The organism is Sphingobium xenophagum (genome assembly GCF_002288285.1).
GTDB classification, from domain to species: domain Bacteria; phylum Pseudomonadota; class Alphaproteobacteria; order Sphingomonadales; family Sphingomonadaceae; genus Sphingobium; species Sphingobium xenophagum.
The window spans coordinates 1577356-1594706 of the sequence record NZ_CP022745.1; the positions used below are offsets into that span (position 1 = coordinate 1577356).

The window sequence follows — 17351 nt, forward strand, 5'->3', positions numbered from 1 at the left end:
CCGCGCGCCATAGCGTCGCCCCTGCGACCCGCAGAAGGAGGATGCCGATGCCACAGACCGTGCCTCAACTGGCGATTGACGATATTGCCGACCTGCCTGGCGAGGTCAGCCTGTTCGGATTGCAGGATGGCGATGTGCTGGACATCAGCCTGATGGATATTGTGATTGCGATCATCGACCAGCCGTGACGCCAGCAGCGTTGGGGGCGGCGCTGGGGCGGGCAGTGGCCGAGGCGCAGGATGCGCCGCCTGGCCGTGCGCTGGCGCTGATCCGGCCGTTCCTGCATGACATAGGCTGGTTCACCGACCTGTTGGCGCAGGGCTGCGCGGCGTTGGCCGACGATCCGCTGCATTTGCCCGGCTTTCGCGCGAGCCGCAACGGTGCGGCCCGGCATATGGTGCTGGCGCGGACGGAGCGGATATGGCTGTCGGCGACGGTGATCGACCCGGTGCCGCAAACAGGATCGCGGGTGCATTTTTCCGGTCGTCACATGCTGTGCCGCCCGCTCAACCGCGCGCTGCGGGCCGAGGGGTTTCGGCTGGAGGCGGACCGGGCCGTGCCGACCGGGCAGCGGCATTGCGCCATGGGCGAGATATTGGAAGTGGACGAGCGGCGCGAAACGCTGCGCATTCTGCCGGACGGAGCGCCGCTGATGCTGTTGCGGGCACAGGTCGCGCCGCAAGGGCCGGTCCGTTCGCGCATATGCGATTTTGCGACCGGGGTGCTGGTGGCGCGGGCGGAGGCGGATGAGGGCCATGCCCGCGCGCTGATGCTGCTGTCGCTGTTGCGGGCGCAGGGGCGGGCCGACGCGGCGGCGCAATTTGGCGAGGCGCTGGATACGCCGCTTGCCGCGCAACGCTGGGCGGTGATGCGCGAATATCTGGCGCTGGATACGGCAAGCGCCCTGCCTGCCTTGCGCGCCATGGCGCAGCGGGAAAGCGACGTTGCAGTGCGGGCGCTGGCCGCGCGGACGCTGACGCAGATCGGGGACATGGCGTGCCCCGCCTGATCGATCCAGCGCCAGACGAGCGGATGATCGACCTGGATGCCCTGATCGACTGGTGCGAAAGTCCGGCCTTCGATCCCGCCGACGAGGACGGGCTGGCGGCTGCCGCGCCCATGCTGCGGGCGCTGGGGCGGAACCGGCATTTCCTGGCCGATTTTGCGATCGCCGAACTCAAGACGCGCTGCGCGGGGCAGCGGCAGGCCAATCCCTATTCGGCGCAGGTCATGCTGCTGCGCCCGCCCAGGGGCAAATATGTACTGCGCGCCGCCTTCTGGCCCGCCCAGCGCGACCATGTGATGCGGATGAGTGGCCCGGCCCCCTTCCTGTACCATGTGCCGCACGATCATGGCTTTGATTTCCTGACCATCGGCTATCTGGGGCCGGGCTATGGATCGGACTATTATGTCTATGACGGCGATGTCGCGGGCGCGGCAGGGGAGGCTGTGGCGCTGCGCTTTGTCGAGCGCAGCCATTTGTCGCAGGGGCGGATGCTGCTCTATCGCGCCAATCGCGACATTCATGCGCAATTGCCGCCGGACTCCCTCTCTGTCTCGCTCAATATATTGGCGAGCGCGCCCGACCAGGGCTGGCGACGGCAATATCGGTTCGATACCGCCCGCAGCACGATCGCCGAATGCATGACCGTGGCCAGCGCGCAATTGCTGCTGGAACTGGCGGTCGGATGCGGCACGGACAATGCGATCGACCTGGCGCGGGATTTTGCGGCCCGCCACCCGGTCGACGCGATGCGGCGGACCGCCTGGGACGCGATCGGCGCCGGGATGAACGGCGCGGCCCGGATCGACCATTGGGAATCGGGCGCGCGGGGGAGCAGCCCGCTGATCCGGCATGCGAGCGAGGCTGCGCTCCGAATGGTCCAAAATGGATAGGGATTGGCTTGTTTTCGGACTGCGTCGGCGGTCGGATGCGGCTGGTCAGCAATGGGTGGATGACAGGTGGGCAGGCGGGTCGATTGTCACGGATTGGGCAGTGATTTCGCCCCGCTGGCACGGGCGCTGAGCGCGCGCGGCTTCGACCTGGCGATGTTGGGTTCGGGCAGTGAGCCGCCGCGCGTCAGCATCAGCGACACGACGATATTGTGGCAGGGCGTGGACGATCCCGCCGCGCGCGCCCGTGCGCTGGAGAGCGGCGTACAGGATGTGGTTGGCCCCTGGATGCATGAAGACGAAGCGGTGGCGCGGATCATCCGGCTTGCCCGTGATGAGCAGCCCCGGCTGCGCGTGGGCGACCTGCTGATCCATCTGGTCGACCGGCAGGTGGAGCGGGCGGGCCGGGCCATCCCGTTGCTGGCCCGCGAATATGCGCTGCTGCTCCACCTGGCACGACGGCCGGGGGAGGCGATCAGTCGGGAGGCGCTGTTGCGGGCGATATGGGGGCTGGAGTTCGACCCCGGCACCAACAGCGTGGAAGTGCATATGTCGCGTCTGCGCGCCAAGATCGACCGGGACTTTGACTGGCCGTTGCTGCGGACGATCAAGGGGAAAGGCTATGCGCTCTGCCCGGTGGTGGCGACCGTGCTTTCAGGGGCATAGGCGCGCATGAACAGGTTGACCGCCAGGGCGACATCCGCCTGCAAGGCTTCCGGTCGTGGCTCGCGCATCTGCCCCATCAGCAATTGCTGATGACTGCCCCCCATGGTCATGGCCATCAGCATGCGTGCGGCGTCGGTTGGATCGGCCCGTCTTATCTGGCCGCGATTCATGGCGCCTTCCAGAAAGTCGGCGAGGAGCGCGCGGGTATGGCGGGGGGCAAGCTCGAAGAAAATCCGGCTGAGTTCGGGAAATCGCCCACCTTCGGAATAAATGAGGCGGTGCAGGGCGATGGCTTGGGGGGAGCAGACCTTGTCGAGCAGACTGCGGCAGGCGCGCAGCAGCGTCGGTTCCAGCAGGCCGCAGGGATCAAGGATTTGCGAGAGTTGCATCCGATAGGCCGTCACGACCCGATCGACGACGGCGGAAAATAACTCTTCCTTCGACGGAAAATGATTCCAGAGCGTCCCCTTCGACCCGCCCAAATCCGCCGCGATGCCCGACATGGTCGTTCCGGCATAGCCATGTTCCAGGAAATAGCGCTCCGCAACCGTCAGGATACAGTCCCGCCGGTCCAGCCTGCGCGCTTCCCTTCGCGTGGGAGGAGGAGATTTGACCACAGCTGTCATTAAACCGTACCATAGAGTATGGCAATTTTGTTGACAAGGCCTGGCAACAGCGGCAATGGCGGTTTTCATACTGGATGGTACGGTTTGTCATGTCGGTGAGTCGCCTGTTTTCCCCCGAACGCATCATGATTTCGACGGCGGCCCTGTCGCTGCTGTCAGCATGTGCGGCCGTGCCCGATCTTGGCCCCGCCCCCGCGATTCGCACGGCGCAGAGCGTGGCGGCGCAGGACAGCCTGCACGCGCCTGACGCCGCCTGGCCGGGCGAAGGCTGGTGGACCGCCTATGGCGACCCGCAACTGACCGCGCTGATCGAGGAAGGGCTGGCCAACGCGCCCGACATGGCGATCGCCGCCGCCCGATTCGCACAGGCGCAGGGCATGGCGCAACAGGCAGGCGCCACATTGCTGCCGTCGGCGGATCTGGACGCCAGGGCCGGGACGACCAAGCAAAGCTATAATATGGGACAACCCAAGGAGTTCATTCCGCAGGGCTGGCTCGGTACGGGTCAGGTGGCGCTCAATCTGGGCTTTGACCTGGACCTTTGGGGTCGGAACAAGGCCGCGCTGGCAGCGGCGACGTCACAGGCCCGCGCGGCGCAACTGGACGCGCAACAGGCGCGGCTGGCTCTGACGACGGGCATCGCCGACGCCTATGCCGATCTGGCGCGGCTGTATGACGAAGCCGAACTGCAACAGCGCACGCTGGACATCCGGACCGCCAGCCAGAAGCTGGTTGCCGATCGCCGCCAGAACGGGCTGGAAACGCGCGGCAATGTGCGCCAGTCGGACGCGACGGTTGCGACGGCGCGCGCGCAACTGGCTGGGGCGCGCGTGGCGATCGCGCTGCGCCAGCATCAGATTGCGGCGCTGGTCGGGGCGGGGCCGGATCGCGGGCTGGCGATCACCCGTCCGCCCAAGGGCCGGTTGATGCCGGTCGGGCTACCCGCGGACGTCACCACCAATCTGGTCGCCCGTCGCCCGGACATCGCAGCCGCGCTCGCCCGCACGGAAGCGGCAGCCAAGCAGGTCAAGGTCGCACGCGCCGATTTCTACCCGGCGGTGCGCCTGAGCGCGCTGATCGGGGTTCAGGCGCTGGGCTATGACACGATGTTTACCGGCACCGGCGTCAATGGATCGGCCAAGCCCTTCTACAACAGGCTGTTCGAGAAGGATTCGCTGTTCGGCAATGCCGGTCCGGCGATCAGCCTGCCGATTTTCCACGGCGGCGCGTTGCAGGGCCAGTATCGCGGCGCGCGCGCCGGTTATGATGAAGCGGTGGCCAATTATGACAAGACGGTGCTGGCCGCCTATCGCGACGTTGCCGATGCGCTGACCAGCCGCCGCACGCTCGACGATCGGCTGGTGGATGCGCGCGCGGCGCTGGCGGCGTTGCAGGACGCCTATGGCGTGGCGCGCAAACGCTATGATGGTGGCCTGTCCACCTATCTCGACGTGCTGAATGTCGAGGATCAGCTGATCGCCGCGCGCCGGTCCGTTTCTGCGTTGGAAGCCAGCGCCTTTTCGCTCGATATTGCCCTGATCCGTGCGCTGGGCGGCGGTTTCGCCGACAGCGCTACACTGCCCAAGGATGCTGCGCATGGCTGATGCCACCCCTGAATTTTCTGCCTCAGAGGCTTCGGATGCCACTGCGCCGGATGACACGAAAAAGGCGGATCGTGCCGCTGTGCGCAAGCTGTGGCTGACCCGTCTTGCGCTGGCAGTCGTGGTGCTGGGCCTGTTGTGGGCGGCCTGGTATCTGCTGATCGGGCGTAATCATGTCAGCACCGACAATGCCTATGTGAATGCCGAAATGGCGCAGGTGACGCCGTTGATTTCCGCGCAGGTGACGCAGGTGCTGGTCAGCGACACCCAGGCGGTGAAGCGCGGCGACGTGCTGGTGCGGCTGGACCCGACCAATGCGCGCATCGCCCTTGCGCAGGCGCAGGCCGATCTGGCCGAAGCGCGGCGCCGCTTCCGCCAGAGCAGCGCGACCAGCAGCGCGCTGGCGGCGCAGGTCGACGCGCGCGTCGCGGACATCGTGCAGGCGCGCGCGCAGCTGGCGACAGCGCAGGCCAATGTCGAAAAGGCGCGGATCGACCTGCAGCGGCGCGAGGCGCTGGTGGGCGACGGTGCGGTGTCGGGCGACGAAGTGACCAGCGCGCGCACCGCCTATGCCGCCGCGCGCGCTGCGCTGGAACTGGCGCAGGCCGGCGTCAACACCGCGCAGGCGACGCGCAGCGCGGCTAGCGGGCAGCTGGCCGCCAATGACGCGCTGGTCAGCGGGTCGAGCGTCGATACCGATCCGGGCGTCATGGTCGCGCAGGCCAAGCTGGATGCGGCGAAGCTGGACCTGGACCGCACGGTCATTCGCGCGCCGATCGACGGCGTCATCACCAAGCGGCAGGTGCAGGTAGGACAGCGCGTCGCGCAGGGCAGCCCGATCATGACGATCGTGCCGCTGGCGCAGGTCTATGTCGACGCGAACTTCAAGGAACGGCAGTTGCGCCAGGTGAAGGTCGGCATGCCCGCCACGGTCGTTGCCGACATTTACGGCGGCGACGTCGTCTATCATGGCAAGGTTGTGGGCTTTTCCGGTGGCACCGGATCGTCGCTGTCGCTGATCCCGGCGCAAAATGCGACCGGCAACTGGATCAAGGTGGTCCAGCGCCTGCCGGTCCGTATTTCGCTCGACCCCAAGGAGCTGGCGGCCCACCCGTTGCGTGTCGGCCTTTCCACGGAGGTCGATATCGACCTTTCCGGTCACTGAAAGGCCGGGTCGTGAGCGGCGAGGCAAATATTTTTTCCCGGCTGACGGCGCGACAGCGCACATTGGCGGGGATGGTGCTGGCGCTCAGCAATTTTATGGTCGTGCTGGACCTGACCATCGCTAATGTTTCCGTGCCGCATATTTCGGGCAATCTGGGCATCACGCCCGATCAGGGGACGTGGATCATCACATCCTACGCGGTCGCCGAAGCGATTTGCGTACCGCTGACAGGCTGGCTGGCGCAGCGCTTTGGCGTCGTCAAGATGTTCATCAGCGCGATGGTCGGCTTTGGCCTGTTTTCGGTGCTGTGCGGCCTGTCGATGTCGCTCAGCATGATCGTGGTCTGCCGCATTGGCCAGGGGCTGTGCGGTGGCCCGATCATGCCCATGTCGCAAACGCTGATGCTGCGCGTCTTTCCGCCCGAACGGCGTGCGCGGGCGATGGGGCTATGGGCGATGACGACGCTGCTGGGTCCGGCGATGGGGCCGATTATCGGCGGCTATATCAGCGATAATTGGAGCTGGCACTGGATCTTCTTCATCAACCTGCCGATCGCCATCCTGTGCGTATTTGCGGCGATGGCGCTGCTGCGTCCGGTCGAAACGGAAACGGCGCGCGTGCCGATCGACAAGATCGGGCTGGCGTTGCTGGTTTTCTGGATCGGCTGCCTTCAGGTCATGCTGGACCTTGGCCGGGACCATGACTGGTTTGCTGATCCGCTGATCTTGAGCCTGGCGATTCTCTCGCTGATCGGCTTTCTGGTCTTTATCATCTGGGAATTGACGGAAGAGCATCCGATCGTCGATCTGCGCGTGTTCCGCCATGTCGGCTTCACCACCGGGGTATTGTCGCTGGCGCTGTGTTATGGTGCCTATTTTTCCGGCATCGTCATCATCCCGCAATGGCTTCAGTCCGCCAGGGGCTATACCGCGACATGGGCGGGCATCGTCACCGCCTTCACGGCCATGGCCGCATTGATGAGTGCGCCGGTCGCCGCCAGGATCATGGGCCGGGGGGTCGATCCGCGCTTCATGATTTCGGGGGCCGTGTTGTGGCTGGGCCTGATGACGCTGTGGCGCGCGCACTGGACCAGCAGCGTCGATTTCTGGATGATGGCTGCGCCGCAGTTCATTCAGGGGTTTGCCATGCCCTTCTTCATGATTCCGCTGACCACGCTGACATTGGGGTCGGTGCGGCCCGAAGAGACGGCGTCCGCTGCCGGGCTTCAGAATTTCCTGCGCACCATGGCGCTGGCGATCGCGACGTCGCTGGTGCTGACAGGCTGGGGCAATGGTCAGCGCGTGTCGCGCAGTGAACTGGCGGGCACCCTCCAGCCCGCCGATACGCAGGCGGCCCTGGCGAATATCGGCATGTCGACCGACCAGGCGCGGCAGGTGATTTCGAACATCGTCGATCAGGAAGCGACGGCCATTTCGGTGGATCATATATTCTTCATATCGGCCCTGATCCTGTTCTTCGCGTCGGCGATGGTCTGGCTGGCGCCCCGTCCCCGCCCCAATGTGGACACGTCCGCCGCGCACTGACCCCGTTTACAGCGCCGCCAGATCCTCCGGCCGGTTGATATTGGGTAGTGCCAGCCCCGGCACCGTCACCACACGGGCGCCGATGCGGTCGAGCCAACCGTAGATGGAGCGATTATTCGCCTCCGCCAGATGCGCGTCCAATGCGTTGGCGAGCGATGCCGGCCACCAGCCAAGCAGTTGCTGACCCTCCAATATCGCGGCCTGTTCACCGATCAGCAGGGCGGGCAGGTCCGCAGGATAGACCGGCATGTCGCACCCTGTCGTCAATATTCCGGCAAACCCATGGGCCTGCGCGTGATGCAGCGCTGCGTTGAGGCCGCCGAGCGGTCCCATGCCGGGCGCGGGCCGATCCGCCAGACCGGCTGCGCGACCGCAAATCACCACTTGTTCGACATGGGGGGCCAGCCCCGCGATAGCATGGTCCAGCAAGGTTCGCCCATCCGGCAGTATCGCCAGCGCCTTGTCGCTGCCAAAGCGGCTGGAGCGCCCCCCTGCCAGCACCGCCCCCAATATCCGCCGTTCCGCCATGATGCTTCCTTGATAGCGCCGCTCTATCAGCCCTATAGCAAAGAGATGCAGACCCGCCTTGTCGAATATTTCCTGGCGCTGGAGCGCGAAGGCCATTTCGGGCGGGCGGCGGTGCTATGCCATGTGTCGCAACCCACGCTGTCCGCGGGGATCGCCACGCTGGAGACGCAATTGGGCAAGCGGCTGATCCGGCGCGACCGCAAATATGCCGGGCTGACGCCGGAGGGCGAGGCGATATTGCCATGGGCGCGGCAGTTGGTGGCGGCCGCCGAAGCGCTGGGGCAGGCGGCGGAAACTGCGCGTGGGCCGTTGAAGGGCGAGCTGCGGCTGGGCGCGATTCCCGCCGCCATGCCGGCGATCGGTTGTCTGGCAACCGCGATGCTGGACCGGCATCCGGGGCTGAACATTTCCGTCCGCGCGCTGACGTCGCGCCAGATCGAGCGCGAACTGGCCGCGTTCGAGCTGGATGCGGGCATCACCTATCTGGATTTCGAGCCGCCCGCCCATGCCCTGTCGGTGCCGCTGTATGCCGAACGGGCTATGCTGGTGAGCGCGGCGCATGGCGTGCCGATCCCGGCAGTCCTCGACTGGGCGGACCTGGCAAGCCTGCCGCTCTGCCTGTTGCATCAGGGGATGCAGAACCGGCGGATACTGGACGCGCGGCTGGCCGAGCGCGGGCTGGCGCTGCGGCCCCTGGTCACGGCCGATTCCTATGTCGCGCTGCTGGGGCTGGTGCAGCAGGGACGGCTCTGTTCGATCATCCCCGACAGCCATGCCGCCTTGCTGGACGGGCTGCGCTGGGCGCGCACCGCGCCGCTGCCGGACATGGGGGAGGGCAGCCGGGTGGGCGTGATCGTGTCGGACAGCGCGCCGATGGGGCCATTGGCGCAGGCGGTGCTGGCGGTGGCGCGCGGGTTGCGCCTGCCGCCCGGCTTTGGCTCCATTTGATAGATAAACTCTATCAAGCATCGCTGCCTTCGATTTGACCGGCGCACCTTCCCGCCGCACAATCGCGGCAAAGGCTGGGCCATAAGTCAGGGTATCGGGATGGAAGAGTTTATCGAAGGCTGGACTGCGCGTCATGGCGCAACCCGCGACCAGTTGCTGCCGCTGCTGCATGCGGTGCAGGAAGAGGCTGGCTATGTCGCGGACACTGTCGTGCCGGTCATCGCCCGCGCGCTGAACCTGTCGCGCGCTGACGTGCATGGCGTCGTCACCTTCTACCATGATTTCCGCCGGACGCCTGCGGGCCGCCATGTCGTGAAACTGTGCCGGGCCGAAAGCTGCCAGGCGCGGGGCGGCGCGGCGATCGAGGCGGCGGCGGCGCAGCGGCTGGGCGTGGCGATGGGGGAGACGCGCGGCGATGGCGCGATCAGTCTGGAGCCGGTTTATTGCCTGGGGCTGTGCGCGGTCGGGCCGAACGCGCTGGTCGATGGTCGCCCGGTCGCGCGGATCGACGGTGCGGCGCTGGACCGGATCGCGGCGGAGGTGGCGGCATGAAAATCTATGTGAGCCGCGACATGGCGTCGGTGGCGCTGGGCGCGGACGCTGTCGCGCAGGCCTTTGCCGATGCGGGGTGCGAGGTGATCCGCACCGGATCGCGCGGGCTGTTCAGCATCGAACCGCTGGTCGAGGTGGAAACGGCGCAAGGCCGGATCGGCTATGGTCCGGTCGGGCCGGGGGATGTCGCGGCGGTGCTGGATGGCAGCCACGCCAACCGGCTGGGGCCGGTCGACCAGCATCCATTCTTTGCGGGACAGCAGCGCTTCACCTTCGCCCGGTGTGGCGTGATCGATCCGGTCAGCCTGACCGAATATGCGGCGCAGGACGGATGGAAGGGGCTGGAGGCAGCGCGCGCAATGACGCCCCAGGCCGTGGTCGATGCGGTCAAGGCGTCGGGCCTGCGCGGGCGCGGCGGGGCGGGGTTCCCGACCGGCATCAAGTGGCAGACGGTGCTGGATGCGCCTGCGGGCGACAAATATATCGTCTGCAACGCCGACGAAGGCGACAGTGGCACCTTTGCCGATCGTATGCTGATGGAGGGCGACCCCTATTGCCTGATCGAGGGCATGGCGATTGCGGCCCATGCCGTGGGCGCGCGCCATGGCTATATCTATATCCGTTCCGAATATCCCTTCGCCATTGCCACGATGCGACTGGCGATCGAGCATGCCGCCCATCTGATCGCGCCTTTCACGCTGGAAGTGCGCGAAGGGGCGGGCGCCTATGTCTGCGGCGAGGAAACCGCGCTGCTCGACAGCATCGAGGGCAAGCGCGGACAGGTGCGGGCCAAGCCGCCTCTGCCTGCGCTCAAAGGTCTGTTCGGCCAGCCGACGGTCATCAACAATGTGCTGAGCCTGGCGGCCGTGCCGTTCATTCTGGCGGAAGGGGCGGAGGCCTATGCCGCCGTCGGCTTTGGCAGGTCGCGTGGCACGATGCCGGTGCAACTGGCGGGCAATGTGCGCCATGGTGGCCTGTATGAGATCGGCTTTGGCATCACGCTGGGCGAACTGGTGAACGATGTCGGCGGCGGCACGGCCAGCGGGCGGCCCGTACGCGCGGTGCAGGTGGGCGGGCCGCTGGGCGCCTATTTCCCGCCATCCATGTTCCATCTGCCCTTCGATTATGAAGCCTTTGCCGCGGCTGGCGGCCTGATCGGCCATGCCGGGATCACGGTGTTCGACGACAGCGTGGACATGGCGCATATGGCCCGTTTCGCGATGGAATTCTGCGCGGCGGAAAGCTGCGGCAAATGCACGCCCTGCCGGATCGGATCGACGCGCGGGGTGGAGATTGTCGACCGGATCATGGCGGCGAGACCGCCTATTTCCAGTCGTCATCCTGACGAAAGTCAGGATCCAGAGTCCCGCAATGCAAGGTTGGATGATGCCGCCCTGGATGATGACTTTCGTCAGCATGACGGGAAGGGGGGCTATCTTGGCAAAGCCCTCTACTCCCGTTCCCCCAGCCGTATCGATACGTCGCTCGACGCGCAAACCACGCTGCTGCGCGATCTGTGCGATACGATGAAATATGGCTCGCTCTGCGCGTTGGGGGGCTTCACCCCCTATCCGGTGCTGAGCGCGCTCGATTACTTCCCAGAAGATTTCGGCGCGCCTGCGCCGTTGAAGGAGGCTGCGGAATGACCTTTACCCGCGAAACCGACCATGGCACGCCCGCTGCGATTGCGACCGGCAAGTCCGTCACGCTGACCATCGACGGGCAGGCGATAACCCTGCCCGAAGGCACCAGCATCATGCGCGCGGCGTCGCTGCTGGGTGGCTCCATTCCCAAACTCTGCGCCACTGACAGCGTCGAAAGCTTCGGTTCGTGCCGCCTGTGCCTGGTGGAGGTGGAGGGCCGCAACGGCTATCCCGCGTCCTGCACGACGCCAGTGGCCGAAGGCATGGTGGTGCGCACCCAGACCGACCGCCTCAAGCAGTTGCGGCGCGGGGTGATGGAACTGTATATCTCCGACCATCCGCTCGATTGCCTGACCTGCGGCGCGAACGGGGACTGCGAATTGCAGGATCAGGCTGGCGCGGTTGGCCTGCGCGACGTGCGCTATGGCTATGATGGCGCGACCAATATGGGGCAGGCGAAGGACCAGTCTAACCCCTATTTCGATTTCGATCCCAGCAAGTGCATCGTCTGTTCGCGCTGCGTGCGCGCCTGTGACGAAGTGCAGGGGACGTTCGCGTTGACGATCGAGGGGATGGGGTTCGATTCCAAGGTTTCCGCGTCGCAGGGCGAGGGATTTCTGGGGTCCGAATGCGTGTCCTGTGGCGCCTGCGTGCAGGCCTGTCCCACCGCATCGCTGATCGAAAAGAAGGTCGTCGAAGTCGGCACCCCCGACCGCGCCGTCGTCACCACCTGCGCCTATTGCGGTGTGGGCTGCACCTTCCGTGCGGAAATGCGGGGCGAGGAACTGGTGCGCATGGTGCCGTGGAAGGACGGCAAGGCCAATCGCGGCCATAGCTGCGTCAAGGGTCGCTTCGCCTGGGGCTATGCCCAGCATCAGGATCGCATCCTGAACCCGATGATCCGCGCCAGCATCGACGAGCCATGGCGCGAAGTGTCGTGGGACGAGGCGATCGCCCATACGGCCAGTGAATTCCGTCGCATCCAGGCGAAATATGGCACCCGCTCCATCGGCGGCATCACGTCGAGCCGCTGCACCAATGAGGAAACCTTCCTTGTCCAGAAGCTGATCCGCCAGGGTTTTGGCAATAATAATGTCGATACCTGCGCCCGCGTCTGCCACTCGCCGACCGGCTATGGGCTGAGCCAGACCTTCGGGACGTCGGCGGGTACGCAGGATTTCGACAGCGTGATGCAGTCGGACGTCATCCTGGTCATCGGCGCGAACCCGACCGACGGCCATCCCGTATTCGCCAGCCGGATGAAACGCCGCTTGCGGCAGGGGGCCAAGCTGATCGTCATGGACCCGCGCCGCACCGATCTGGTCAAATCCCCCCATATCGAGGCGGACCATCATCTGCCCCTGCGCCCCGGCACCAATGTCGCGATGCTGACCGCGATGGCGCATGTCATCGTCACGGAGAAGCTCTATGACGAAGCCTTCATCCGCGAACGGTGCGACTGGGATGAGTTTGCCGACTGGGCCGATTTCGTCTCCCAACCCGCCCGTTCGCCCGAAGCGATCGAACCGCTGACCGGCGTGAAGGCGGACGAGGTGCGGGCCGCCGCCCGGCTCTATGCCACAGGCGGCAATGGCGCGATCTATTATGGCCTGGGCGTTACCGAACATAGCCAGGGGTCATCGACCGTGATGGCCATCGCCAACCTGGCTATGGCGACCGGCAATGTCGGGCGCGAAGGCGTGGGCGTGAACCCGCTGCGGGGGCAGAATAATGTGCAGGGCGCCTGCGACATGGGCAGCTTCCCGCATGAATTTTCCGGCTATCGCCATGTGTCCGACACGGCGACGCGGCAATTGTTCGAACGCACATGGGGCGTCAGCCTGGACGCCGAGCCGGGGCTGCGCATCCCCAACATGCTGGACGCCGCGACCGACGGGACGTTCAAGGGGCTGTTCGTGCAGGGCGAGGATATTCTTCAGTCCGATCCCAACACCCATCATGTCGCGGCGGGGCTTGCAGCGATGGAGTGCGTCGTGGTGCAGGACCTGTTCCTCAACGAAACCGCCAATTACGCCCATGTCTTTCTGCCGGGATCGACCTTCCTGGAAAAGGACGGCACCTTCACCAACGCCGAACGGCGCATCCAGCGGGTGCGCAAGGTGATGGCCCCGCTCAATGGCTATGCCGACTGGGAAATCGTGCAACTGGTGGCCAACGCCATGGGCCTGCAGTGGACCTATGATCACCCCGCGCAGATCATGGATGAGATCGCCGCGCTCACCCCGACCTTTGCGGGCGTCCATTATGACCGGCTGGAGGCGGAAGGATCGCTGCAATGGCCCGCCAATGACGCTGCGCCCGACGGTACGCCGACCATGCATATCGACGGTTTCGTGCGGGGGAAGGGCAAGTTCGTCGTCACCGACTATGTGCCGACGGACGAAAAGACCGGCCCGCGCTTCCCGCTGCTGCTGACGACGGGGCGCATCCTGTCCCACTATAATGTCGGCGCGCAGACGCGACGGACGGCGAACACCGCCTGGCACCCGGAGGACCGGCTGGAAATCCATCCGTCCGATGCGGAAAATCGCGGGATCAAGGAAGGCGACTGGGTTGCCCTGAAAAGCCGGGCGGGGGAAACCACGCTGCGTGCGCAAGTGACCGAGCGGGTAGCGCCGGGCGTGGTCTATACGACCTTCCACCACCCCGAAACCCAGGCCAATGTCATCACCACCGACTATAGCGACTGGGCGACCAACTGCCCGGAATATAAGGTGACGGCGGTGCAGGTGATGCCATCCAACGGCCCCAGCGACTGGCAACTCGACTATGCCGATCAGGCCAGGATGAGCCGCCGCATTGCGCCACTGGAAGCGGCGGAATAGGATCGGCCCGATGAGCGACGAAAATGACGTCATGTCCACCGCCGACCGGCTGATCTACATGGCCAACCAGATCGCGCGCAATCTGGCGGCGCAGGGCGATGCGGAGGCGGTTGCGTCCACCGCCAGCCATATCGCCAGCTTCTGGGACCCGCTTATGCGCGCGCGGATCGTGGCGCTGGCGGCGGAGCAGCCCGACGCCCTGTCGCCGATCGCGGCGCAGGCCGTGCGCCGGATCAGCGCTTGAAGCAGGGCGGCGACGCGCTGACCTTCACCCGCCTGGCCCGCGATGGGCAGGGCGAAGCGGTCGAACGGGTGCTGGCCGATGAAGTGCCGGTCGCGATCGAATTCAACGGCATCGGCTATGCGGTGCTGATGGCGACGCCCACTGATCTGACCGATCTGGTGCTGGGTTTTGCGCTGGCGGAACGGCTGATCGGGCCGGACGATGCGCCCTTCGACGTCGATACCCATGATACCGATCAGGGCATCGTGGCGCGCGCGACTCTGCCGCCATCGCGGACCGATTTGCTGCTGGACCGGGTACGGCACCGCGCGTCCGATTCATCGTGCGGCCTGTGCGGGATCGAAAATCTGGAACAGGCGATTCGGCCCCTGCCGCCAGTGACGGCGCGATCGCGCGCCGACCGCGCCGCGATCTTTCGCGCGCTTGATGGGCTGGCGGCGCATCAACCGCTCAATGCCGCGACCGGCGCGGCCCATGCCGCCGCCTGTGCCGACGCGGACGGGGCGATCCGTCTGGCGCGGGAGGATGTCGGGCGGCACAATGCGTTCGACAAGCTGATCGGCGCGATGAAGCGCGCGGGCGCGGGCTGGGACGACGGCTTTGCGCTGCTGTCGTCACGCTGTTCCTATGAACTGGTGGAGAAAGCGGTGCTGAGCCAATGCCCGCTTTTGGTGACGATTTCCGCCCCCACAAGGCTGGCGGCCGAGCGCGCGGCGGAGGCGGGACTGCCGCTGGTCGTGCTGGCGCGACGCGATGCGATGTTGCACCGGGGCAACGCACCGCTGACGTAGCGAAACAGCCGCTTGGCAATGCCGCGCCTTTGCCCTAGAGCGCGTCGCGTGAGGGGGGCTCGCTTTCCTTACAGCTAGATCGCGCCGGTGTCCCGCAAGGGGCTGAAAATGGGAATGCGGTGCGGGCGTGAAAGCGCCCTATTCCGCAGCTGTCCCTGCAACTGTAAGCGGTGAGCATGATGCATAAGGGTCGCAAGACCCGGCCACTGGACGCCAATGTCTGGGAAGGTTCGTGCATCATTGCCCTGACCCGTGAGCCAGGAGACCTGCCGGCGTCTGGTCGCTCTTGCCCTGATCCAGGGGATTGGTCATGGCACGGTGGTTTTCCGTCGAGCGACGCTGTGCGGCCGGGGCCGCATCGTGCCGTGCGGCGGGGGCTGGCGTCATCCCGCATCATGGCGCGACCGCGTGCGCGGACGCCCTGGCCTTGAAGTCGCATGGGACGCTCAGGGCATATATCATGGTAAGAACAGGGATTTCTCTCATTGCGCTGCTGGCGGCAACGCCCGCTCTGGCGCAGGACGATGACATCATCGTCACCGCATCGGGCATCGAACAGTCGCGCGACGAAGTGGGGCAGGCGATCACCGTCATCGACGCGCAGACCATCCAGACGCGGCAGGTTATCGATGTGGTCGATCTGCTGGCGACGACGCCGGGCGTTCGTTTCAACCGTAACGGGTCCACCGGCGGCGTGACCGGCGTATCGCTGCGCGGCGCGGAAACGACGCAGACTCTGGTGCTGATCGACGGGGTGAAGGTCAATGACCCCAGCGGCATTGGTGACGGTTATGACTTCGGCCATTTGCTGACCGGCAATATCAAGCGGATCGAAGTGCTACGCGGCTCCAACTCGGTCGTCTATGGCAGTCAGGCGATCGGCGGCGTGGTGAACATCATGACCGGCGTGCCGGTGGACGGCTTCGGCGCGAACGCCTCGGTCGATTATGGTTATAGCGATACGGTCAATGCCAAGGCGGACGTGTCCGGCACCAGCGGCATCGCGTCGGGCGGCGTGGGCGCGGCCTATTTCCGCACGGATGGCATTTCCTCTGCCGCGGGCGGCACGGAAAAGGACGGCTATGAAAATATCGCCACCAACGCGCGGCTCAAACTGGCGTTCAGCGATGCGTTGAGCCTCGACCTGCGTGGCTATTATATCCATGCGGATCTCGACTATGACAGCTTCTTTGGCGCACCGGCCGACAGCAGCGATGTGAGCAAGCTGGACCAATATGTGGGCTATGCGGGCCTCAACCTGGCTTTGCTGGATGGCAAGCTGACGAACCGCGCAGCCGTCACCTATCTGCGCAACGACCGCGACTATTATTTCGTGCGCGGCACCGACCCGGATTATGGCTATTCCGGCACTAACCTGCGCTTTGAATATGAAGGCGTCTATGCCCCGGTCGATCAGGCCAAGCTGGTATTCGGCTACGAGCATGAACGGCCCGACTATGAATTCTTCGGGTTCGGCAGCACGTCGTCGGCAAGGATCAATATCGACAGCGTCTATGCGCTGGCGATCGTCAAGCCCTTTACGGGCCTGTCGGTCACGGGCGGTGTGCGGCATGACGATCATAGCCAGTTTGGCGGCGCGACCACGTTCGGCGCGAATGCCAACTATTCGCCCAATGCAGGCGCGACCAATTTTCGCCTGAGCTATGGCGAAGGGTTCAAGGCGCCCTCGCTCTATCAGCTGTACGACATGTTCAGCGGCAATAGCGCGCTGCGCCCCGAACGGTCGAAAAGCTATGATGTCGGCTTTGACCAGAGCCTGGATGGTGGCCGGGCGATCCTGTCGGTAACGGCGTTTCGTCGCGACACGACCGACCAGATCAATTATGACAATGCGACCTTCAGCTACAGCAATCTGGACCGCACCCGCGCCAAGGGCGTGGAGGCGAGCATTGCCTTGAAGCCGGTGGACGCACTGACCGTGACGGGCAGCTACAGCTATGTCGATGCGCGCGACCGGTCGGGCGGGATCACGGACGGCAACCGTCTGCCGCGCCGCGCGGCCAACGCGATCAGCGTTTCGAGCGACTATGTCTGGTCGTTCGGCCTGTCGACCGGGGCGACCGTGACGATGGTGGGCGACAGTTTCGACAATGCCGCCAACACCCGCCGTCTGGACGGCTATGCGCTTGTCGGCCTGCGGGCTTCGCTGCCGCTGGGCGAGCATCTGGAAGTCTATGGCCGGATCGACAATCTGTTCGATGAAGCCTACGCCACGGCCTATGGCTATGGCGTCTATGGCCGCTCCGCCTTTGGCGGCGTGCGTGTCCGTTTCTGATATGGCAC

At 65.5% G+C, this 17351-nt stretch carries 16 protein-coding genes and 1 riboswitch; of the genes, 14 read left to right on the forward strand and 2 right to left on the reverse strand.

The features are described 5' to 3' along the window. Nucleotides 1–47 precede the first annotated feature (47 nt). From CJD35_RS22700 to CJD35_RS07680, 4 genes are all read left to right on the forward strand, one after another. A complete protein-coding gene (locus CJD35_RS22700) occupies nucleotides 48–188 on the forward strand; it encodes a hypothetical protein (protein ID WP_017183854.1) in 141 nt (46 codons plus the stop codon). Further along, entirely contained in the window at nucleotides 185–1009 is an 825-nt protein-coding gene (locus tag CJD35_RS07670; RefSeq protein WP_241763672.1) for a hypothetical protein, read from the forward strand. Before CJD35_RS22700 ends, CJD35_RS07670 begins: the two co-directional genes overlap by 4 nt. Further along, nucleotides 997–1896, forward strand: coding sequence for a hypothetical protein (locus CJD35_RS07675; RefSeq protein WP_017183856.1), 900 nt, complete (start codon nucleotides 997–999; stop codon nucleotides 1894–1896). The genes CJD35_RS07670 and CJD35_RS07675 overlap by 13 nt, the downstream gene beginning before the upstream one ends. 66 nt (nucleotides 1897–1962) lie before the next feature. Continuing rightward, nucleotides 1963–2559 (forward strand): winged helix-turn-helix domain-containing protein, encoded by a 597-nt coding sequence (locus CJD35_RS07680; protein WP_241763673.1) that lies wholly within the window; start codon nucleotides 1963–1965, stop codon nucleotides 2557–2559. On the opposite strand, the gene CJD35_RS07685 is transcribed toward CJD35_RS07680, so the two are convergent. Then, nucleotides 2514–3185, reverse strand: a complete 672-nt coding sequence (locus CJD35_RS07685; protein ID WP_017183858.1) for a TetR/AcrR family transcriptional regulator — start codon at nucleotides 3183–3185, stop codon at nucleotides 2514–2516. The genes CJD35_RS07680 and CJD35_RS07685 overlap by 46 nt on opposite strands. Nucleotides 3186–3274: 89 nt before the next feature. On the opposite strand from CJD35_RS07685, the gene CJD35_RS07690 reads away from it, so the two are divergent. The 3 genes from CJD35_RS07690 to CJD35_RS07700 are packed head-to-tail and all read left to right on the forward strand — an operon-like array spanning nucleotide 3275 to nucleotide 7495. Then, nucleotides 3275–4789, forward strand: coding sequence for an efflux transporter outer membrane subunit (locus CJD35_RS07690; protein WP_017183859.1), 1515 nt, complete (start codon nucleotides 3275–3277; stop codon nucleotides 4787–4789). After that, a complete protein-coding gene (locus CJD35_RS07695) occupies nucleotides 4782–5951 on the forward strand; it encodes an EmrA/EmrK family multidrug efflux transporter periplasmic adaptor subunit (RefSeq protein WP_026002524.1) in 1170 nt (389 codons plus the stop codon). The genes CJD35_RS07690 and CJD35_RS07695 overlap by 8 nt, the downstream gene beginning before the upstream one ends. An 11-nt stretch (nucleotides 5952–5962) precedes the next feature. Beyond that, the gene (locus CJD35_RS07700) at nucleotides 5963–7495 is read left to right on the forward strand and encodes a DHA2 family efflux MFS transporter permease subunit (RefSeq protein WP_017183861.1); all 1533 of its coding nucleotides are present in this window, start codon (nucleotides 5963–5965) and stop codon (nucleotides 7493–7495) included. 6 nt (nucleotides 7496–7501) lie between these two features. Here CJD35_RS07700 and mobA read toward each other — a convergent pair whose 3' ends face one another. Continuing rightward, nucleotides 7502–8023 carry a molybdenum cofactor guanylyltransferase gene (gene mobA / locus CJD35_RS07705; protein ID WP_026002525.1) on the reverse strand — a complete coding sequence of 174 codons (522 nt, stop codon included), beginning with the start codon at nucleotides 8021–8023 and terminating at the stop codon, nucleotides 7502–7504. A gap of 45 nt (nucleotides 8024–8068) precedes the next feature. Between mobA and CJD35_RS07710 the strand changes: the two genes are divergently transcribed. From CJD35_RS07710 to CJD35_RS07740, 7 genes are all read left to right on the forward strand, one after another. Then, complete coding sequence (locus tag CJD35_RS07710; protein WP_017183863.1) at nucleotides 8069–8971, forward strand: LysR family transcriptional regulator; 903 nt, start codon at nucleotides 8069–8071, stop codon at nucleotides 8969–8971. 99 nt (nucleotides 8972–9070) lie between these two features. Continuing rightward, a complete protein-coding gene (locus CJD35_RS07715; RefSeq protein WP_017183864.1) occupies nucleotides 9071–9523 on the forward strand; it encodes a formate dehydrogenase subunit gamma in 453 nt (150 codons plus the stop codon). Beyond that, nucleotides 9520–11169, forward strand: coding sequence for a formate dehydrogenase beta subunit (locus tag CJD35_RS07720; RefSeq protein WP_017183865.1), 1650 nt, complete (start codon nucleotides 9520–9522; stop codon nucleotides 11167–11169). Before CJD35_RS07715 ends, CJD35_RS07720 begins: the two co-directional genes overlap by 4 nt. After that, entirely contained in the window at nucleotides 11166–14012 is a 2847-nt protein-coding gene (gene fdhF / locus CJD35_RS07725) for a formate dehydrogenase subunit alpha (RefSeq protein ID WP_017183866.1), read from the forward strand. The genes CJD35_RS07720 and fdhF overlap by 4 nt, the downstream gene beginning before the upstream one ends. A 10-nt stretch (nucleotides 14013–14022) precedes the next feature. Further along, nucleotides 14023–14256 carry a formate dehydrogenase subunit delta gene (locus CJD35_RS07730; RefSeq protein ID WP_017183867.1) on the forward strand — a complete coding sequence of 78 codons (234 nt, stop codon included), beginning with the start codon at nucleotides 14023–14025 and terminating at the stop codon, nucleotides 14254–14256. Then, nucleotides 14253–15047 (forward strand): formate dehydrogenase accessory sulfurtransferase FdhD, encoded by a 795-nt coding sequence (fdhD, locus tag CJD35_RS07735; RefSeq protein WP_095686975.1) that lies wholly within the window; start codon nucleotides 14253–14255, stop codon nucleotides 15045–15047. Before CJD35_RS07730 ends, fdhD begins: the two co-directional genes overlap by 4 nt. A gap of 68 nt (nucleotides 15048–15115) precedes the next feature. Further along, nucleotides 15116–15335, forward strand: a riboswitch (cobalamin riboswitch). Nucleotides 15336–15507: 172 nt separating this feature from the next. Next, nucleotides 15508–17343: a TonB-dependent receptor plug domain-containing protein gene (locus tag CJD35_RS07740; RefSeq protein WP_026002526.1), complete on the forward strand. Its 1836-nt coding sequence runs from the start codon at nucleotides 15508–15510 to the stop codon at nucleotides 17341–17343. Nucleotides 17344–17351: the final 8 nt, after the last annotated feature.

Bases quoted from the DNA above. Each gene is read 5' to 3' on its own strand.
- CJD35_RS22700 (WP_017183854.1), top strand. From the start codon at position 48: ATGCCACAGACCGTGCCTCAACTGGCGATTGACGATATTGCCGACCTG.
- CJD35_RS07685 (WP_017183858.1), bottom strand. From the start codon at position 3,185: ATGACAGCTGTGGTCAAATCTCCTCCTCCCACGCGAAGGGAAGCGCGC.
- CJD35_RS07690 (WP_017183859.1), top strand. From the start codon at position 3,275: ATGTCGGTGAGTCGCCTGTTTTCCCCCGAACGCATCATGATTTCGACG.
- CJD35_RS07695 (WP_026002524.1), top strand. From the start codon at position 4,782: ATGGCTGATGCCACCCCTGAATTTTCTGCCTCAGAGGCTTCGGATGCC.
- mobA (WP_026002525.1), bottom strand. From the start codon at position 8,023: ATGGCGGAACGGCGGATATTGGGGGCGGTGCTGGCAGGGGGGCGCTCC.
- CJD35_RS07710 (WP_017183863.1), top strand. From the start codon at position 8,069: ATGCAGACCCGCCTTGTCGAATATTTCCTGGCGCTGGAGCGCGAAGGC.
- CJD35_RS07715 (WP_017183864.1), top strand. From the start codon at position 9,071: ATGGAAGAGTTTATCGAAGGCTGGACTGCGCGTCATGGCGCAACCCGC.
- CJD35_RS07720 (WP_017183865.1), top strand. From the start codon at position 9,520: ATGAAAATCTATGTGAGCCGCGACATGGCGTCGGTGGCGCTGGGCGCG.
- fdhF (WP_017183866.1), top strand. From the start codon at position 11,166: ATGACCTTTACCCGCGAAACCGACCATGGCACGCCCGCTGCGATTGCG.
- CJD35_RS07730 (WP_017183867.1), top strand. From the start codon at position 14,023: ATGAGCGACGAAAATGACGTCATGTCCACCGCCGACCGGCTGATCTAC.
- CJD35_RS07740 (WP_026002526.1), top strand. From the start codon at position 15,508: ATGGTAAGAACAGGGATTTCTCTCATTGCGCTGCTGGCGGCAACGCCC.